Here is a 19,691-nt window from a genome sequence, read left to right on the forward strand (position 1 = left end):
TAGCTTTTTATTACTTGTTGTCATTCTATAACATTCGTTATAAAACGATTATTGTTGACGTTTGTTTGTTCAGTTTTCAAAGAGCAATTTACTTAGCCGCTCAATAAGCGACTTTATTAATTTAACACATTCTCTTTCAGGAGTCAACAACTTTTTAAAATTTATTTTTTCGTTGTTTCCACTCTGTCGAAGTGACGTTTACTAATATACCAAGATAAATAAAAATCGTCAACTGTTTTTTATAATTTTATATTTTTTCATCTAACATCTTATTTTCCGACAGGATATAAGTTAAACAATCCTTCGGGGCTGCAACTCTTTTTAACAAAGAAAACAAATCCTTATATCTTTCTATCATTGCTTTTTTAACAGAGAGATCAATTCTTTTATCTCCCAAATCCAGTAGTATTTCATCTAATTCCCTTTTAATTAGATATTCAATCTCTTTTACTTCTTTTTTATTTAATAATAAACCAATCATTACTGTCCCTCCTGATGCATAGCCTCATTTTAGTCTCTGTATTATGTACTAGTTTTCCTTTTTTTATAAAAATTTTTGTAATTATTTTTACTTTTCCTACATAAGAATGAGACGAGCAGTAAAGTGGACGAGGTGACAAACAGATGAATTTCTTTTATGTGCTGAACAGTAAATCCGTAAAGCAATTCGCATTAATTCTTGTAGTATCCTTCTTTACAGCCTGGTTTTTGTATGTTGAAAATATTGTCCAGATCCCTGTGTTTTCCTCCAAGGATGGACCTAAGGCTGTATATAAAGGAGAAAAGGGAGTCGCCCTAACCTTTAACATTGGATGGGGAGACAAAAAAGCAGAACCTATTCTTGATATTTTGAAAGAAAAGAAAGTTAACGCAACGTTTTTCCTGGCAGGTTCATGGGCAGAAAGACACCCTGAACTAGTAAACAGAATGGTAAAAGAAGGTCATGAGATTGGAATTTTAGGCTATGACTATGTAGATTATTCAGAGGTAAAAGAAGAAAAAATAAGGCAAGATTTATCGAAAGCCAAAACTGCATTTGAAAAATTAAAGATCGATAATATCGCGCTCTCCCGCGCTCCAACTGGTCATTTTAATCAATCTGCTTTAACCATTGCAGATCAATACGATTATACTTTAGTTCACTGGAGCATTGATTCAAAGGATTGGACAAATCCTGGAACAACACAAATTATTAAGAAGGCAGGATCTGCTAAAAAAGGAGATATCGTATTATTGCACGCTTCTGATTCAGCGAAGCAAACCGCAAATGCTCTTCCTGAAATTATAAAGAAATTACAAAAAAAGAATTTAGAATTTGTTACTGTTTCAGAGATGATTTCTAATGCTGACTCCAAGTCAAAAGAAGTACATTAACGCATTAAGCTGTTTCTATAAAGTTAAACGATTTACAGTAACTAACTTACTTTAGATAGTTACTCAAAAAACTCGGGTAACTTTTTTACAGAAACAGTTTTTTCTTTTTCCATATACCAATATCTTTTCCTTTACATTAGGAATAAAAAATAAAAAAGAATCCATTCTACTTAATAGATATCTTTAACGAAAGAGGTAATTGTCATGCTAAAAAAAGGGATTACCCTCCTACTAATCATTTCTTTATTAAGTGGATGTTCAGATAGTGAAAGTTCTCAACAAATGGACTATGACCAAACAAAGAAAATGGTTGTAGATATTTTGAAAACGGATGATGGGAAAAAGGCGATAAGAGAAGTAATGGATGACGAAGAGATAAAACAAAATTTAGTAATGAATGAAAAAGCAGTAACAAGCACGATAGAAAAAACACTGGTTTCCGAAAAAGCGGCTGACTTCTGGAAGAAAGAGTTCCAAGATCCTGAGTTTGCTGAAACAATGGCAAAAAGTATGAAGACGGAAAACGAAAAATTGATAAAAAATCTAATGAAGGATTCTGAATATCGGAAAATGATGGTCGAGTTATTACAAGACCCTTCCTTAGAAACAGAAATGAAAAACATTTTGAAAAGTACAGAATACAGAGAGCATATCAAACAAATACTACAAGAAACAATGGAAACACCTGAATTTAAGTCTAAGTTTAAAGAAATGCTTGATAAAGCAGCCAAAGAAGCCTCTTCCTCCTTCATTTCCGAAAAACATAAAATTTAAAATAAGGTACCTTCATCGAGGAATATACGTTCCTTTTGAAGGTACCTTTTTCAATCTTTTTTGTAATCAGCTTTCAACTTTATTCCCTGATTTCTCTAGCACTCCTATTATTCGTTCAGCGATTTCTTGATATTTTCCGCCAATAGGATGTTTTTCTTGATAGACAGATGGAGCAAAATCCTCTTCATTCCAATCGGGCTGTCCTAATGGCAGCTCTCCTAAAATTGGAACTTCCAAATCATTAGCTAATTTCTTACCTCCACCTTTGCCAAATACATACTCTTTTTCCCCTGTTAGGCTACTTTCAAAATACGACATATTTTCAATAACTCCGAGGATTTCATGATTTGTTTTCATGGCCATAGCACCTGCACGAGCTGCGACAAAAGCTGCAGTTGGATGGGGAGTAGTAACGATTATTTCTTTACTTGTAGGAAGCATGGTGTGAACATCTAGCGCAACATCGCCTGTTCCAGGTGGTAAATCTAATAATAGATAATCTAGTTCTCCCCACTCTACTTCTTCTAAGAAGCTTGTTAGCATTTTGCCAAGCATAGGACCTCTCCATATAATTGGTGTATTATCCTCTACAAAGAATCCCATAGAAATAACTTTTACCCCAAATCGCTCGACTGGAATGATTCGTTCCTTTATTACTTCAGGTCTTTTGGTGATACCCATCATATCTGGAACACTGAAACCATATATATCCGCATCCAACAATCCAACTTTTTTCCCTAATCTAGCTAATGAAACCGCTAAATTGACAGAAACGGTAGATTTCCCTACCCCCCCTTTGCCACTGGCAACAGCAATATAAGTAGGCTTTTTCTCCGTAGCTTCTGATTCCTTCCATACTTCCGCAACGAGTGCGCTTGATAGTTCCGCAAATCGTAATCCTACACTTTTTATCCCCTTTTCCTTAAGCGCACTAACGATTTCATTTTGCAACTCTATTTGATAAGCAGAACCAAGCTTTGCAACGGCGACCTTTAAACTTGCATGTTCTTTTTCTTCATTCCATTTAACATCTTTCACTGCGCCTAATTCTAGCAATGATTTATGTAAAAAAGGATCGATCATATTCTCCACTATCTTCTCGATTTCTTCTTTTGTTATCATGACACAATCCCCTCTCCTGTTTTACTAACAGTATAGCATAAATTCAGATATCGTTTACATTCTGAAAATTCTAACGCTCAATAAAATAATACGAACCATTTAAACTTTCCGTTAAGTCGACTTCCCACCTACATTACTCATTTATCACAGTAAGTGGTGAGCACCGTACTAGTCGTTAAGAGCGGGAAAAAGAGATTTATTTCCCGGGAATATGAATTAATAGGCATAAATAAGAATAGAGACGTAATTAGTCTCTATTCTTCTACTTCCAATTCCTCTTCATTCGTAAAATAACGATTTACTCCTTTATAGATGGACGCTGCGATTTTTTCTTGATAATCTTCCTGCATAAGATTCGCCTTTTCTTGTGGATTTGATAAGAAACCTACCTCTACTAGTACTCCTTGTTTCTCTGCATATTTTAGTATGTATATACTCTCTAGCGGTTTAGCCTTTCGAGTTGTATTCTCTAAATTATCAATTAACTCATCTTGAATGAATTTAGCCGCTCTAGCATTCCCTTCCAATTGAGCTGAATAAAAAGTTTGTGCTCCACTCCATTTTGATGAAGGTATTGCATTTAAATGAACACTCAAAAATAAATCTGCATCCGATTTATTGATGATATTGATTCTCTCCTTTAAATCCTCCACTTTTCTATTACGATATCCTTTTGTACTTTCACTCGCTAAATCCTTATCTTCTTCTCTCGTCATAATTACTAAGGCACCTTGCTCCTGTAAATAATCACGAAGCTTTAAAGAGACCTTTAATGCGATATCCTTTTCCAATACTTCGTCATCTCCCGCACCACCATCTGGCCCTCCATGTCCCGGATCGATAACAATCACTTTTCCGGTCAATGGTAAATTCCAGGCATCCCATGAATCATCATTTGAGAAATCGAATTGTAATATAAAGAAAAGAAGTGCTAACCCCATGATATATATGCTTATCTTCCACTTTTTACTCACAGTCTCCCTCATTCCCCCTATGCCCGTCCTTATTCTTACTATATGGGGGAACAAGAAATTTTAGAACAGCAAGTCCTCTTGCTTCCTAGATTACTTCGACCATATTATCTACAAAAAAATACCTATTTTTCATTATAGGTATTGATTAAACGACATAGGTGTCGTTATAATACATATATAAACGACATCAATGTCACTTTAAAAAGGAGGAATTTTTATGCTTTCTGGATTATTAAAAACGAACGGATTTAAAAGCCTTATAGCAGCTCAGATTATTTCAGGTTTAGGTGATTGGTTAAGTATTATAGCTATTATGACAATGGTTGGACTAAAATGGAATGCCACTCCAATCGAAGTATCTCTTATTATGTTATGTCTTGCCTTACCCATGGTCTTTCTTGGACCTATAGCTGGTGCTTTTGCTGATCGTTTTAATCGCAAGCTATTAATGATTTTATCTGACCTTATTCGAGCAGGACTGATTTTATTATTGGCCACCGCAGATAGTATCCTCACCGTCTATATCTGCTTATTGGCAATTGGAACCATATCCACTATCTTTATCCCTTCAAAAAACGGGAAACTAAAAGAATTAGTAGACAATCACCATATAAAAAGTGCTATTTCCATTACCACAATGATTGATTCTGGCACCAAAATATTAGGACCATTATTAAGTGGGATGTTAGTTTCATTCTTAGAGGTAAAAACCATTTTCTATCTCGATTCTTTCTCCTTTCTTTTCTCCGCATTGTTACTCCTATTCCTTCCAAAGGAAAAGTCTCGAGTAACTACTGTCTCTACTGAAATTAAAAAGGGGATTAAACCTTCTTTTAGGAAAGATTTAGCGATAGGGATAAAATTCATTACATCCAATCTTTTCATGTTAACAGGAATGATCTTTTTAGGTCTGAGCCTCCTTATCTTACAACTGGCAGATTCACAACTCATCATTCTAATAAGAGAGCTTGAACTAGCCTCCAGTAATTTATTTGGCTATATTGTAACAGCGTCTGGAACAGGGATGTTTTTATCTGGCTATATTCTTGCTAAAAAAACAGATTATCAACCTTTTATATCTATGCTTTTTGGTGTTTGTGGAATTGGGATTAGTTTTGGTATGATGTCTTTATTCACTTATTTCAACGTTAGTCATCCGAATCTATGGGGTTCAGCATTCGGATTTCTTGGTGGATTCACTGCGACGTATGTTTTAGTTCCCTACCAAGCATACATTCAAGCCATTACACCTGTGCAACTTACCGGAAGAGTCTTTGGTGTCATTAATAGCGTTACGACTACTGCCACTATTATCGGCCCATTGCTTGGAGGATGGCTATCCACTATTTTAGGAGTCTATATAACATTTCTGGTAAGTGCATGCTTGTTAATTTTGGCAGCTATTATTGGATGGGTAACTAGAAATAGATTAGATCGGGGGAAGAAAATTGACTCCAAAAGTCAGTCAAAAGCATCTGGAACAGCGACGAGCTAATATCCTTAAAGCAGCTAAGAATGTCTTTATTGAACATGGATATGAAAAAACGACAATGAGACACGTAATGGAGGAAGCCGGTGTTAGCAGAGGTGGTTTATACCAATATTTCTCCAATAAAGAAGACTTATTCGAAGCCATTTTAGCAGAAAACCTATCTTCCGAAGTAATAAATTTGGAAGAACTACTACACAAAGAAATAGAATCTTATTGGCAGTTACTTTTATCCTATATTATCGATGAAAGTCCTGCATCAGAAAATGAAATCAATCCTTTAGCACCGAGTATTTTAGAGTTTTTTGTTACAGGAAGGAATGATATTAGGAGAAGAGAATACGCCCAAAAAAGATATGAGCTTGCCTTGAAGCTTTATGAAGAAATTATTAAAGCAGGACAGAAAAAGGGAGAATTTAATCAAAACTTTAATAGTAAAACTATCGCGCAATCCATTATTACGTTTACCGATGGACTTGCACTTGATTATGCTATACTCCCACCTAAAGATGTAAATCTTAAAGAACAAGCCACGCTTTTTGTAGAGTATCTGAAAATACTTTTAAAATAATATCCACCATAAGATAAAAGGTGGCAGTACTGCCACCTTTAATGAAGCCTAAGCTTTCTTCTTTTATTTGCTTTCTGAACTCCTTCTACCCACCATTCATCCACGAATTGTTCACATAAGTAGTAAAGTGATTCATTTTTATTGCTTTCCTCACTTCCCCAATAAAGTAGAAAGTGGTAAAGAGTTTGCTTTAAATGATTATCCTCTTCCTTGCATCTATTTTTTATAGCTTGAATATCTTCACCATATTCACTAAATTTACTGTAATTTGCTCCTAGCAGAAAGGCTTCTATCGCAACATCATAACAAGCCTCTTCTATTCCCTCATTCATTAAAACACTTGAAGTCAAGTTTGACGAACCAAAATAGCGAGCTACCTTTTCTTTTAACTCTTTAATTGATATTTCCTTAAGAACGGCTCTTTCGTATTTTATTTGTTTTTCTCGTTTTTTTATATCAAAGCTTGTAATGACTGCCAATTGATTTCACCTCTTGGTGTTATTTTTCAACCAACAGGAAGGGACCATACTAGCCCAACAAGCCTTTTGCTATCCAATTGAAAGAATAGTTGCTATTTGAGTGTTTTCTTACCATTTTTCATCCAGTAAATACAAAGAAAACGTTCTATCCCTTGCTTATGTTTTCTTTATATAAAATAGGCTTTAGTTCTATATCACTTAGAGCTTGCCTTTTACTTAATGTGGTTTTGATATAAGCATAAATCACCTTATAATTATTAAAAACCTAAACATTATAGACAAAAAAACTCTCCCTTTCTAGATGGAGAGTTTTTTTACCTATCTTATTTGCCCATTTCCACTCATCATATATTTTACCGTTGTTAGTGCAGGTAGCCCCATCGGTCCACGTGCATGAAGTTTCTGTGTAGAAATTCCAATCTCTGCACCAAATCCTAACGCTCCTCCATCAGTAAATCTGGTGGATGCATTATGATAAAGGGCCGCCGCATCTGTTAACTGCATAAATTTCCTTGCCGTATGTTGATTCTCTGTAATAATCGCTTCAGAATGCTTCGTTCCATACCTATCAATATGCTCTATTGCCTCATCTAGACTATTCACTATTTTTACGGCAATCTCTAAGCTTAAATACTCTTCAGCCCAATCCTTTTCTGTAGCCGGAACAACGCCTGGTAATTCCTTACAAGCCATTTCATCCCCATGAATGAGAATACCATTCGCTGCAAGTGTTTGAGCTAGATCCAATTTATATTTAGCTAGAAATTCTTGATGGATAATCAATGTTTCAGCAGCATTACATACAGCAGGTCGATCCGTTTTCGCATTGACGATAATGTCGAGTGCTTTTTTCAAATCGGCTTCTTTGTCTACATAAAGATGGCAATTTCCTACACCTGTTTCTAGTACAGGAACAGTTGCATTTTCCACTACGGTTTGAATAAGGGATCCGCCTCCCCTTGGAATAAGTACATCTATATGCTCTTTCATCGTAAATAGTTGTTTTGTAGCATTTCGATCTGTTGAAGAAATAAATTGCACTGCTTCTTTTGGAATAGCCGTTTTCTCCAAGGCCTTATGCATAACCTCAACAATTGCCATATTAGAATGAATAGCGGAAGATCCTCCCTTTAAAATGATGGCATTTCCTGACTTAAGCGCTAATCCCGTCGCATCGACTGTAACATTGGGACGAGCTTCATAGATCATTCCTATAACCCCAAGAGGAACACGTATTGTCTCAACTCTTAGGCCATTTTCTAACGTCCAGTTTGATAAAACATCCCCTACCGGATCTGGTAATTCTGCCACTACACGAAGCCCTTCGGCAAAATCCTTAATTCTACTTTCATTCAGAGCCAAGCGATCCATAAAGGCCTTCTCAAAACCACTCGCTTTGCCATTTTGTAAATCTTTTTCATTGGCTTCTAAAATAAAGGCTAGCTGCTTTACTAATTCGTCAGCAACAACATTTAGTGCTTCATTTTTTTCATTTGTGTTTAGAATACTTATTTTTTTCGCAGCCTTTTTCGCAGCGATTGCTTGCATTTCAACGATTTGATAATCTTCCACTATGGATGTCACTCATCTGCCTCCTCTTTTTATACAACTTCTGATGCTATATAGTTACGAGAATAAACAAAGGTTGATTGCTCAATTGCAATATTTTCCTTTTCTACCTTTTCTTTTAGCTCTAAATAAGAAAAGTTCACTCTACCTAATCCAATTTCCTCTTGATGTTCATCTACGATTCTCACAACGGCTCCTTGTTCAAAACGTCCATCCACCTTCACTATATTCTCAGCAAGTAAATCCTTATGTTTCTCAATCATCTCTTCTTTCCCTGTAGTACTTACTACAATTTTTCCTTCAGGTCCAGAATGAAAAGCAATCCACTGTTGTTCGTCACATAAGTTATAGGCATTTTGCTTCTGTCTAAAATAAGTTCCTTTTGCTGTACCATTCACCGCATCCATTAAAATATTAGGCTTTCCTGCTCTTCCTAAAAAAGCGTCTATACCAGAAGCTAATGCGATTTTCATTGCAGCAATTTTAGATTTCATTCCACCTGTTCCTACTTCACTATCTGCTCCGCCTGCTGAAGACTCTATTTTAGAAGTAATGGTTTGAACCTCTTCTAACATCTTTGCTTGTGGATTCCTATGCGGATTATCGGTATACAATCCATCTACATCTGATAAGATAATGAGCTGGTCCCCATGAATGAGAGCTGCTACTTTAGCCGAAAGTGTATCATTGTCCCCAAATTTCAAGCGATCAATTGTAACCGTATCATTTTCATTAATGATTGGAATAATTCCTCTATTCAACAATACATTTAACGTATTTTTCATATTGGTATATCGCTTCTCATCCGTAAAATCACCTCGTGTGATTAATATTTGGGAAGCAACGTATCCATGAGATAAAAAGAGTTCTGAGTAAGATTCCATTAATAGTCCTTGACCGATAGAAGCCGCCGCCTGTTTTTCTGGAAGCGAGGTCGGACGCTTTATACACCCAAGCTTTCGATACCCAGCAGCTACCGCACCTGAGGAAACCACAGCCACTTCATAACCAGCATCCTTCAGCTCCACAATTTGCTCTACTAATTTCTCGAGTTTTTTGCGGCTTATTTCTCCATGCATGCTAGTTAGGGAACTGCTTCCGATCTTAATTACAACTCTTTTTATCTGTTTATCTTGCTCTTGCCAATCCTCTGTTAACATTCTTTTCCTCCTATTTTTCCATTAAGAATTAATTTTTGCACCACCAAGCTCCACGCTTATCTCTTGGGATCGACTTGCTGCATGTTTGATTGCTTGGGATATGGCCTCTCCGCCTTTATAATCAGCTAAAGCTTTCAAGCCAGAGGCGGTTGTTCCATTTGGTGAAGTTACATTTTCTCTTAGGATAGTAGGTGATGTTCCTTTTTCCATTACCATTTTCGCTGCTCCATAAACGGTTTGTGACACGATTTCTCTAATTAGTTCTTTTGGCATCCCATATTGCAAACCAACAGACTCCATATGTTCCATCAAGTAATAAAAGTATGCTGGTCCACTTCCTGCAATTCCAGTAAAGAGGTCCATCTGCTCTTCTTCTATCACAAAAACTTTTCCTAAACATTGCAGCAACTCTTTTACCGCTTCGATGTTTTCTGGTTTGGTATGTTGCCCACTTGTTAAAGCTGTTGCCGATTGCTGTACCATACTTGAAGTATTTGGCATCACACGAATCACTTGCTGCCCTTCCTGTAAATGGTCTTCCATGAAAGTTGTTGTTATGCCAGCTAATACAGAAATTACTACTTGATTTGGATTTAGCTTATCCTTTAACGATTGAAATGCTTCTCTCGCTCCTTTCGGCTTCATCGCCAAAATAAACAAGTCAATCTCCCTGTATGGTAATTGTTCTTTTTGAACAGTTCTTACATCATATTTATTCGCTAATTCTTGTAAACGATTATTATTACTATTATTGGTTACAATTATTTGGTTGGAGGGAAGTTTCTCAGCTTGAATAGCTCCAGCGATCATTGCCTCTGCCATCGAGCCTGCCCCTATAAATGCTACTGTCTTTCCTTTTAACATCCACATCCTCCTATTTTTTCATTTTCATTCCACATTCACTCTGGAACATTTCTTATCGTAACATGCTCATATTTTGTTTCAAGGGGAGAGGGTCAATTGATGAGGATAAGGGCGAGATAGTGAAAATGATGTAACATTGATTACCTAAGTTCATCTAAAACGGGATAATCCTGTTTCTCGGCATGAGAAGAGGAATTACAGATATTAACCAAATTCTTGAGTGACACCATCTGACATATACTATCAAATATCGATTTTGCTTCTTTACTTGACGAATTTTATTTTTATAAAAAACGCCCAAAGAATTGAGAGTCTTCCCTATAAAAACTAATGACAATGCAAGGATACAAATCGATTGTTGCCTTTATTCTTCAATCCCATTAATAGGAAAATACATTTTAAGAATAAACCAATTATCTTGTAGCTCCGCTTCCATTTTCCCATTCATCTTTTCAACTAATTTTTTGGATAAATATAAACCTAATCCACTTGCTTCCGTGTTAGTTCTACTACTGACCTCTGTATAGAAACGCATAAAGACTTTTTCTATTGCAACTTTACTATCTCGTTTAATATCGTTTTTGATGCGTAAAACCAGAAAATCTTTTTCCATGCTATAGCTAATAACCGCTGTACTCTTGGCATAGCGAAGTATATTTTGAACGATATTATGAAGGACACGTGTCGCGATTAACTTGTCCGTAATAATTTTTCTGTCCTTTATTTCATCAGGAAATTGGAGTTCAATTTTCTTCTCCTCCAATTGCTCATAAAAGGATAAAAAGATTTCTTCCACTAAATGAGATAGAGAAATGGATGTTAGTACTATTTCTTTTTGATTTGTTTCAATACGGGCTAGGTCATAAAATTGTTCCGTCATTTCAATCAGTCGTTTTACAGACTGCTCGATAATCGCTACATAGTGTTTCCTCCGCATCTCATCATTCGTCGCATGTAAAAGTTGCACATAACCATTTATGGATGTGAGCGGTGTCCGTAAGTCGTGAGAGAGTCCTGCTATTGATAATTTCACATTTTCTTCCATTTGTTTCGCTAGACGATTCTTATCTTCAAACACATTAATCATTCGATTCAATTCATCTACTAACTCTAACAAAGTTTTTTCCCGGAAATCGAGAGAGAGTCTACTTCCAAAACTAGCACGAGCGGGAAGATTATGGACGTCCTGTTTCAACTTTCGCAGTTCTCTTTTTAAAAAGTAAAGATAAAAAAGAAGCGCCAATGTTAGGAAGAAAAATACCCAGCCCCACATAACATTCACACCTCCTTTGTTAGTCAAATTTGAAGCCTATGCCCCATATTGTTTTAATATAATGTGTATCTCTTAAGTTGAGCTTATTTCGTAAATTACTGATATGCATATTAATCGTTTTATCACTATCAAAGTATGGTTCATTCCAAACACTTTCATAAATATTGGCACGGCTAAATACCTTTTGAGGATTTTCTAAAAAAAGTAAAAGTATTGCATATTCACGTCCAGTAAGGTGAATAACTTGATCATTTAGTGTTACTTCACGTGTTTCCAAATCAATGCTGATGTTCTTGTATTGAATTTCTTTCTTATTATCCCAAGAATCCTTGATTGCATGACGTAACTGAATGTGAATCCTTGCAAGTAGCTCCTTCACATCAAATGGTTTTGTCATATAATCATCCGCTCCACTTGTCAAAAGCTCCAGCTTCGTATCTTGATCATTTTTAGCTGAAATCACTATTACAGGAATGTTTGTATTATGCCGAATTTGTTGAAGGAATTCTTCTCCATTCATTCCTGGAAGCATTAAATCTAATAAGATTAAATCCATTTGCGCTTGTTCGAATAGTAATTTCCCTTCAGTCCCTGAATATGCACTGAGTGTTTTAAAACCATTCAATTCCAACGCCTCTTTTATAAGTGAATGAATGGCCATATCGTCTTCCATGATTAATATCGTTACCATCTCTACCTACCTACTTTATGTCTGTTCGATTAAACAGAAGGATACCTATTATGGAGGTTAACACGATCGTGATGATACTAACTAATATCATCTCTGGGTATTTTGCAATATCTACTGGTTTTGCGAAATCGGAGTAAAACAAGAAGGATTCTGTAAACCAGAATGTTAATTGCTTAAAATGCTTGGTTTGCTGAAAAATCCCAGCTCCAAAACCTGTTGCTATCGTATAAAGGAAACTCCAAATTAGAGAAACTGCACTGTTTTTTGTTAAAAAACTAATCATGACATAGATAGATACGTTTGCCAAAATTAGAAAATAAAGTGTAAGGAAAGCTTTTATAGCAAACCAAAGGTAATTGCTAATTTCTGCCACCTCTCCAAAACCAAACACAGCAGAAAAGCCCATTATACCAAATACAGTCATTAAAATGACACCAACAAGGGTAAGCAGTGCAGCAACCGCCAATTTTGTCATATAATAATAGGTCCGACTTCGCCCTAAGGACAATGTATTTCGAATCGTCCCTTTTTGAAATTCTTCCCCAATAAAAAAACAAATAAAAGCACTCATAACGAGTAAAACGGTTAATCCGTTTTTCTCCATCATTAAAATTCCTGTCGCCCCATTGATCACTGTATCTTTAGTTTGATTTAGCTCTGCTCCATAATTCACGGAAATATTACTATTCACTACTTGCAAAATAGGAAGTAAAGATAAAATGCCTAGAACAATCCATAATTTTTTACTTCGAACTAACTTTATTTTTTCAGCTGTTAAGAGATTAAGCATGGATAGTTCCTCCTGTTAATTGTAAAAAATATTCTTCGAGCTTTTGTCTTGTTGTCCCTATTCTCGAAACATTCACATTAGCTAATACAAGCGAACGGTTAATAGAAGCTACTTCCTCTAAACGTTCATAAATATTAATCTCCGTTCCATTTACAACCTCATATTCCTTTATCCCCATTTCATCTAGCACAACAACTGCTTTATGAACCTCGGTTGTTTCTAATTCAATATATTGACGAGTTTCAGAAGCTAATTGCTCTCTTGAAAGCTCACTAATGAGTTTCCCCTTATGCAAAATCCCATAATGGGTAGCAATCTGTGATAGTTCATCAAGCAAATGGGAAGAAAGTAAGACTGTTATCCCTCGATCCTTCACCAAACGTTGTATGATTTCGCGCATCTCCACAATCCCTGATGGATCAAGACCGTTTGTCGGCTCGTCTAAAATTAAGAACTCAGGATTTGTAATCAGAGTCGATGCAATCGCTAAACGCTGGCGCATCCCTAATGAGAAATTCTTAACCTTCTTCTTCCCTGTATCTTCAAGACTCATCAAACGAAGTAAATGATCAATTTCGCGTTCACTTACCCCACCGTTTGCTGCTTGTACTCTCAGATTTTCTCGAGCTGTTAAGTCAGGATAAAGTGCTGGTGTTTCAATCGATTGACCCATTTTTCTTCTTGCATGTTGCAATCCCTTCGTGCTGCTTTCGCCAAATAGCTCAATGTCACCCTCATCAATTGAGATTAACCCCATAACAGTACGCATAAATGTCGATTTTCCCGCACCATTTTCCCCAATTAAACCGTATATCATCCCACGCTTAATTTCGATTGATACTTTATCAAGCGCTTTGTGTTTTCCATATATTTTTGAAACATTCATTGCTTTAAGAATTGTTTCTGTCATAACCATTCTTCCTTTCAATGTTGATTGATATAGAATAAGGGATAGATATAAATAATTTGCCTAGAAAAGTATAAAGAAAGTATAAAGAATGAGAACTAGCTCTAATTACATTGATTTTTAATATGTTTTTCAACACTTTTTTATTTTGCTCCGTTTTGCATTAAAAAAAGCGGACTAATCATTCTAGTCCACTTCTCCATTTAATTTTATACTACATCTGTATCTTTCTTTTTATAAATTATTCCTACCTTGCTTATTCCAATCAAAAAACTAAAATAACCTCTAAGACAAATATATTCAGGAACTTCGTCTCTCTATTTATCATACCTTAATTGAAAAAGCTCGTAATAACGTTCTTTTTCTAATCCTTCATATTCTAAATCAAAGTTAAACAACTCCAATGTTTCTTGATTCATTTCTCCCACATTAAATGGTACATCATGTTCCAGTGCTAGTTTCTTAATCGCAATCGTCTCTTCTAAACCAGTCTTCGTCAACATCGAAAAACGATACACTACTTCTTTTTGGTGACTCGGATAAAACGTCACTTCCCAAACAAACCTCATCTCGTCGGATGTATTAGATAAGCTTGCATAATGAACATAAGGTTCCAAATATACGCTTTCTATTTCATCATAAGGAATGATCTGCCTTTCACCCTTCCAGTTACTTGATACCAATCCCTTTTCTTCATGTACACCTCTATAATCAGAGAACATAAAATAATGGAAACCAATCAAGAAAATAATCGTTCCGATAATAATGGAATTTAATAGCCCTTTTCGCTTTAAATCCGGATAAAGAAATCGAGCACCAAATAGAAAAATCAAAATAACAACAAAGCCCCCGAGAGAAAATTCTCCTAACTTCCCAGACGAAGGTTCATAAAGGACAAATTTTTCATCTATAAATGTCGTTTCTTTTAAATCATCATAGAATATATTCAAATAAATTAGTACAGGGATGATAAAGAAGAAGAAGAGATAGTTGGCTATCCAGCGCTTTCCTTGCTGTTTAAATTTAGCCTTCGAAGTTCTGATCATTTGACCGCAAATATATAGAGGAACACTAATAATTCACAACACGATATTAGCAAAGATAATATCCTGAGGAAAAGCGATTGCACAGAAAAGACCCAATAATAAACTAAAAGCTATAATGACTATCCCAACAAATTTCCTCATGTTATCCCTCCACTTTAACGATAATGGTTATCTTCTTTACACATAGGTACTTACAACCTAAATTCCATTTCTTTTTATACGTCGTACCATATAAATGGTTTCATTTTGTTACATCAACATATTGCGGCAAGTTCCAAAAGTATCTTGAACCATAAATGATAATGCCTAAAATGGGAACAAAAGAAACTTTATTACATAAAAAAAGACCCTCTCCATAAATATGGAAAGAGCCTTTGAAACGCCACAAATTAACGTTTTGAGAACTGAGGTGCACGACGAGCGCCTTTAAGACCGTATTTTTTACGTTCTTTCATATGTGCAGATAATATAAAGAAACACAAAACCAAACAGTTCCTGTCACATCAAGGTTTGTCCACTTTTATTCTCTAAAAGGAAAACAGAATAATATACAATTCTATATGTTTAGTGGTCAGATTGTGGTCAAAGAAACAGGGTGCCTCAAATAAAATGGGGCATCCATTTACGCATATTATTACATCATGCCGCCCATTCATGTTTAAATAAAATATTAAAAAAATAGGATAAAAAAAGACTATATATCAATATTTTGCAAGGATCCAAAACAATAATTTTAAATGGGACATTATCAAGTCGAGGACAAGCTCGAGGACAGAAAAAGCCCTTCCACTATCCAATGAATTAAATATTAGAAAGCTGACGTTGAACATTCTATTGTTCCGAAGAGACTTTGACGAACAGAAGATTAACACCTAAGTAATGTAAAAGGCACGTAGCTCCCTCAAGTATATCTTTAAACACTTCCGATAAAGGTCGCTCTTCTAGTTTAAAGTAAGCAGCATCCCCCTTTCGGTGACTACCGATAAGTTGCGTCATCGCAGTTCTTGCGGATGAGTTCGTGAGCACAGTAAGAACGTAGGCAAACGGGCAATCCCCCCCTCTTGGAGAGCCTGTTTTGTTATAAAATAATCGAATTGAACACCCCCTAGAAAGTAAGTCGATTCCTTCAATACCATCAAATATCACTAGACTTTACAGCTATCTGATCAGGGAAAATGCCACATTCATTGGCCTTTTCCACAATAATCAATTTTATAATTTCTCGATATTTTCCATATTTACAAGATAGAGAAAGGTTATTTGGTATGAACATATTTAGTAATGAATGTTTTTATTTTAAAAAATTCATAAACTAATAGCTGGTTTTCTTTAAGTATTATAATTCACAATAATGAAGTCCATATCCAATAAAGGACTGAGCTTCTCTTTATCATAAAATTTCTATTTTTTGTACTTTTCCGTTCGTCCTAGATGACACCGTCCCAGCCTAACCCAAAGCAAAATCAAAGGTATTGCCTTAGAATTTACGTGTACCTGCATATTAAGTGAAACGTCCTCAAAAACTGGTCTTCGACTGTCTTCATATAGCCACAGCCCTAGCTACATCCTATAGTTACTGGCTCAGAGTTTGAATACCTTCTAACTGCTTCCTTACCTTGTGCATTTTTCCCACAAGGAGAACAGAAAGTAACAAAACCAACTCATTTATATGACAAATCATTTATAAGTTTCCCCCTATTGCGAAAAGAATAATTATTTAATAAAGCTGACTATCAAAATATTCGCCCTTTTTTTGAATGTGGACTATTTGTCCATTCATATCATTTCCTATTACCATATGATACTACTGAAAGGTGGTGTTACTTATGAGTTTTACCAATAGCGATAGCTATGGATTATGTAAGGGGTGCTTTAAACAACAAAGGTTTTGCACATGTAAAGACTCCTACCATTCGGACACAGTTAACCAAGAAGTAACCGAACATTGTGACCAAACATTCTCTGAGCATAATCCACAATGCCAATCCATTGGGGAACAAGAACAGCAACAACTACAACAACAGGGTGGGCTTGAACAGGCACAAGGGCCTCAGAATCAAGAACAAATCCAAGAAGGGCAAAGTCAAGGGCCTCAAACGCAAGAACAACAACAAGGCGACCAAACCCAAGGAAATCAAACTCAAGGGCCTCAAACACAAAGCCAAAATGAGATACAAGAGCAAACGCAAATCCAGGACCAAACCGAAGACCAGGACCAAACTCAAGGACCTCAGTTACAAGCCCAAAGACATGGCGATCAAACTATGGAAAATAACCAGACCATTTCAACCCCGGTGGACGTGGATGGAGTCAATGTGAATGTTCAGTGTGGAGACTGTAAGCCTACTATAATTTTTCCAGATGACTTCTTTGAGAAAAATAAGAAGAAAAAGGATCACAATCAAAGGGGGGACGACATGGAAAATTGCAAATGTAAGGAAAATAAATGTCCAAAAGATTGTGATTGCTGTGTCCAAAATCTTGCAGACCTATTAAGAAAAGTACAAAATTTCCAAACTACTTTAACAAATCCAGCAAATCGAGCAATCGACATATATTTCAGCACAGTGAACGGATTGCCGAATCCATCTGAAGGACAAGTCATTTCAGATATAGTGGATTGTTCAGTCCTTAGGTTTAGACCTGCTGACCAGATTACGATTGTTCCGAATACAGCCGTACAATTATGTGATGTTGCAGGTATATGCGCGACAGATACAGATGCTACTCCTGAAATTTCCAATGTTTATGAATTTCTCCTCCAACAGGCTTATGAAGACACTGAAGATTGTTCCTACCAAAAAAGGAAGAAACCATGTAATTGTCCTTGCTGTGCTTCAGGTATTGGAGAAGAGTTAAGGTGTACAGCCAACTTCGGACTTCTCCTTGATGTTTATCTCAAGGGGCAGACCACAGCACTTCCTCTTTATGTGCTTACGGTAAAAGACTGCCTTGCTTACTTTGTAAACGATATTACTGATCTAGACTCGATTTGTGTCTTCTCACTATGTGCCATAAGTGGATTTACCGTTGTTAGTCAAACATTGGGCACAATAGATAGTGCCTAGAATTTATGCACTAACATGCTGCATTAAAAATCAATTATCTATCAGAAGATTTTAAGGCACGAATATTACTACTAACACCTAATCAGCCTTTTTCTTTCCCTCCAAAAATGGATGTTTGTATTAGTTGATTAACCTATACGCAAAAAACCTAGAAGCATATATTATTATTGAATTTAGAAACTTAATCTCAAGGAGGAAGTAATTTGATGATATATCATTCAGAAGGTAAACATTGCGGCTGTAAAGAACAGGAAGAGTGCACTTGCAAAAGAAGAATGGGAAATCATCCGAAGATGAATCATCATGGATATGATCATCATGGATATGAAAAATGTGAAATGCCTAAAAAAAATTGGTACGAAGAGAAAGAGCCTTGCCCAGACCGTGTAAAAGGATTCAATTTGTGCAAACAAAGAAATGAATTAAGGTGCTTTAAACATTGCGAGCCAATTTCCCAGCCATGTGATGCATTATTCTATAACTATTTTACCAGCAGGACTAATTTTGAATTTAGCGGGTTAGTTGTGATTAAAAATACAGGGAATCCAACTAGCGGCTGTTCTATGCAGATCCGTGTTACAGATAGAGCAGGCACTGCAATTGTTGCAACAGTTAGCGCTGGAGCATCAGTTCCAATCTTTGTTGAAGGGTTAACTTCGCTTGATATTGCTTGTCTTCCAAATGAACCAGAGCTTCCTGTACCAGCAACTTGCAGTGGCGAAGTCATCTTTGACCTTGAATACTGTGCGACAAGACTTTGTCTATAAGTAATGAACTTTGACAAAATAATTCATCAGTGTGAAGAATCCCTCTTAATGTTCATAATTAACTAAGAAATGATCCCACAAGAATTTAGTTAATCCCCTCCAATGTATTTTTCTTTAATATTTTTAAAGAAGAATCCCTGTTTATTATTTATGAGGAATTTCTGAAAAAAAGCATAGCTAATTTTGAACTAAATTTGTATTGTAGGTGAATTAACCAATATAAACACCCAAAAATGGGTGTTTATATTGGTTAATCAGCCCATGCCAAGAAACCCAATATACATATATTGATAGTATCTTTCAAGAATATGGGGAGGAAGCTTTTGTATGTTTTTTATAAATAGATCCTGTGGGTGTAGGGGCTTCCAACGATGCAATCAATGTCATAGAAGCGTTGGGGGCCCAAAAATATACATTAACGAAAGTATATGTACTGGAAAGTCAAAATCCGTGTTTAAACTTAAACACAGTGAAAAGGGAAAACATTATTTTGAGCATCATGGAAAGCATCATTGCAGATCGGATGACTGTGAAAAAGACAAGTGCAAATGCGATGACTGTGAAAAACACAAGTGTAAATGCGTTGACTGTGAAAAACACAAGTGCAAATGCGAGGATTGCGGGAAAAACAAGTGCAAATGCGAGGATTGCGGGAAAAACAAGTGCAAATGCGAGGATTGCTGGAAAGACAAGTGCAAATGCGTTGATTGTGAAAAACACAAGTGCAAATGCGAGGATTGCGGGAAAGACAAGTGCAAATGCGTTGATTGTGA

General features: G+C 36.0%; 20 protein-coding genes and 1 pseudogene. 7 read left to right on the forward strand and 14 right to left on the reverse strand.

The features are described from left to right. Nucleotides 1-247 precede the first annotated feature (247 nt). Nucleotides 248-481 carry a hypothetical protein gene (locus ACTNDN_RS22530; RefSeq protein WP_109769273.1) on the reverse strand — a complete coding sequence of 78 codons (234 nt, stop codon included), beginning with the start codon at nucleotides 479-481 and terminating at the stop codon, nucleotides 248-250. 143 nt (nucleotides 482-624) lie between these two features. Here ACTNDN_RS22530 and pdaB point away from each other — a divergent pair, with 143 nt between their 5' ends. Next, entirely contained in the window at nucleotides 625-1,374 is a 750-nt protein-coding gene (pdaB, locus tag ACTNDN_RS22535) for a polysaccharide deacetylase family sporulation protein PdaB (RefSeq protein WP_031539636.1), read from the forward strand. A 204-nt stretch (nucleotides 1,375-1,578) separates the two neighbouring features. After that, on the forward strand, nucleotides 1,579-2,148 hold the full coding sequence (gene gerD / locus ACTNDN_RS22540) for a spore germination lipoprotein GerD (protein WP_031539633.1): 570 nt from the start codon (nucleotides 1,579-1,581) through the stop codon (nucleotides 2,146-2,148). A 66-nt stretch (nucleotides 2,149-2,214) separates the two neighbouring features. On the opposite strand, the gene ACTNDN_RS22545 is transcribed toward gerD, so the two are convergent. Together ACTNDN_RS22545 and cwlD are read right to left on the reverse strand one after the other, a co-directional pair. After that, nucleotides 2,215-3,270 carry an Mrp/NBP35 family ATP-binding protein gene (locus ACTNDN_RS22545; protein ID WP_441132301.1) on the reverse strand — a complete coding sequence of 352 codons (1,056 nt, stop codon included), beginning with the start codon at nucleotides 3,268-3,270 and terminating at the stop codon, nucleotides 2,215-2,217. A 254-nt stretch (nucleotides 3,271-3,524) separates the two neighbouring features. Beyond that, entirely contained in the window at nucleotides 3,525-4,244 is a 720-nt protein-coding gene (cwlD, locus tag ACTNDN_RS22550; RefSeq protein ID WP_441132302.1) for an N-acetylmuramoyl-L-alanine amidase CwlD, read from the reverse strand. A gap of 217 nt (nucleotides 4,245-4,461) precedes the next feature. Here cwlD and ACTNDN_RS22555 point away from each other — a divergent pair, with 217 nt between their 5' ends. Beyond that, nucleotides 4,462-5,739, forward strand: coding sequence for an MFS transporter (locus ACTNDN_RS22555; protein WP_441132304.1), 1,278 nt, complete (start codon nucleotides 4,462-4,464; stop codon nucleotides 5,737-5,739). Further along, entirely contained in the window at nucleotides 5,693-6,304 is a 612-nt protein-coding gene (locus tag ACTNDN_RS22560) for a TetR/AcrR family transcriptional regulator (protein WP_441132306.1), read from the forward strand. The genes ACTNDN_RS22555 and ACTNDN_RS22560 overlap by 47 nt, the downstream gene beginning before the upstream one ends. A 38-nt stretch (nucleotides 6,305-6,342) precedes the next feature. Here the strand turns inward: ACTNDN_RS22560 and ACTNDN_RS22565 are convergent, their stop codons facing one another. From ACTNDN_RS22565 to ACTNDN_RS22615, 11 genes and pseudogenes are all read right to left on the reverse strand, one after another. Next, entirely contained in the window at nucleotides 6,343-6,783 is a 441-nt protein-coding gene (locus ACTNDN_RS22565; protein WP_441132308.1) for a DUF2521 family protein, read from the reverse strand. Between the two features lie 318 nt (nucleotides 6,784-7,101). After that, the gene (locus ACTNDN_RS22570) at nucleotides 7,102-8,331 is read right to left on the reverse strand and encodes a glutamate-5-semialdehyde dehydrogenase (RefSeq protein WP_441132312.1); all 1,230 of its coding nucleotides are present in this window, start codon (nucleotides 8,329-8,331) and stop codon (nucleotides 7,102-7,104) included. A 53-nt stretch (nucleotides 8,332-8,384) separates the two neighbouring features. Continuing rightward, a complete protein-coding gene (proB, locus tag ACTNDN_RS22575; RefSeq protein ID WP_441132310.1) occupies nucleotides 8,385-9,512 on the reverse strand; it encodes a glutamate 5-kinase in 1,128 nt (375 codons plus the stop codon). 21 nt (nucleotides 9,513-9,533) lie between these two features. Next, nucleotides 9,534-10,376, reverse strand: a complete 843-nt coding sequence (gene proC / locus ACTNDN_RS22580; RefSeq protein WP_031539614.1) for a pyrroline-5-carboxylate reductase — start codon at nucleotides 10,374-10,376, stop codon at nucleotides 9,534-9,536. A gap of 364 nt (nucleotides 10,377-10,740) precedes the next feature. Next, nucleotides 10,741-11,649 carry a sensor histidine kinase gene (locus tag ACTNDN_RS22585; RefSeq protein WP_031539612.1) on the reverse strand — a complete coding sequence of 303 codons (909 nt, stop codon included), beginning with the start codon at nucleotides 11,647-11,649 and terminating at the stop codon, nucleotides 10,741-10,743. Between the two features lie 19 nt (nucleotides 11,650-11,668). Continuing rightward, nucleotides 11,669-12,340 carry a response regulator transcription factor gene (locus tag ACTNDN_RS22590; RefSeq protein WP_031539611.1) on the reverse strand — a complete coding sequence of 224 codons (672 nt, stop codon included), beginning with the start codon at nucleotides 12,338-12,340 and terminating at the stop codon, nucleotides 11,669-11,671. Nucleotides 12,341-12,350: 10 nt separating this feature from the next. Continuing rightward, nucleotides 12,351-13,130 (reverse strand): ABC transporter permease, encoded by a 780-nt coding sequence (locus tag ACTNDN_RS22595; protein WP_031539609.1) that lies wholly within the window; start codon nucleotides 13,128-13,130, stop codon nucleotides 12,351-12,353. Then, nucleotides 13,123-14,040, reverse strand: a complete 918-nt coding sequence (locus tag ACTNDN_RS22600) for an ATP-binding cassette domain-containing protein (protein WP_031539606.1) — start codon at nucleotides 14,038-14,040, stop codon at nucleotides 13,123-13,125. Before ACTNDN_RS22600 ends, ACTNDN_RS22595 begins: the two co-directional genes overlap by 8 nt. 314 nt (nucleotides 14,041-14,354) lie before the next feature. Continuing rightward, nucleotides 14,355-15,083: a hypothetical protein gene (locus tag ACTNDN_RS22605; protein WP_031539605.1), complete on the reverse strand. Its 729-nt coding sequence runs from the start codon at nucleotides 15,081-15,083 to the stop codon at nucleotides 14,355-14,357. A gap of 389 nt (nucleotides 15,084-15,472) precedes the next feature. Beyond that, a pseudogene (gene rpsI, locus ACTNDN_RS22610) lies at nucleotides 15,473-15,544 on the reverse strand (30S ribosomal protein S9); the annotation flags it as partial. Nucleotides 15,545-17,006: 1,462 nt separating this feature from the next. Then, nucleotides 17,007-17,240 (reverse strand): hypothetical protein, encoded by a 234-nt coding sequence (locus ACTNDN_RS22615; protein ID WP_152115742.1) that lies wholly within the window; start codon nucleotides 17,238-17,240, stop codon nucleotides 17,007-17,009. Between the two features lie 260 nt (nucleotides 17,241-17,500). Here ACTNDN_RS22615 and ACTNDN_RS22620 point away from each other — a divergent pair, with 260 nt between their 5' ends. From ACTNDN_RS22620 to ACTNDN_RS22630, 3 genes are all read left to right on the forward strand, one after another. Continuing rightward, on the forward strand, nucleotides 17,501-18,151 hold the full coding sequence (locus tag ACTNDN_RS22620) for a hypothetical protein (RefSeq protein ID WP_152115740.1): 651 nt from the start codon (nucleotides 17,501-17,503) through the stop codon (nucleotides 18,149-18,151). A gap of 206 nt (nucleotides 18,152-18,357) precedes the next feature. Next, entirely contained in the window at nucleotides 18,358-18,918 is a 561-nt protein-coding gene (locus ACTNDN_RS22625) for an S-Ena type endospore appendage (RefSeq protein WP_031540256.1), read from the forward strand. A gap of 490 nt (nucleotides 18,919-19,408) precedes the next feature. Next, a partial coding sequence (locus ACTNDN_RS22630; RefSeq protein WP_441132311.1) for a hypothetical protein occupies nucleotides 19,409-19,691 on the forward strand: 283 nt, incomplete at its 3' end.

The sequence above is a fragment of the Niallia sp. HCP3S3_B10 genome, from assembly GCF_052064465.1.
In the GTDB taxonomy this organism is placed as follows: domain Bacteria; phylum Bacillota; class Bacilli; order Bacillales; family Cytobacillaceae; genus Niallia; species Niallia hominis.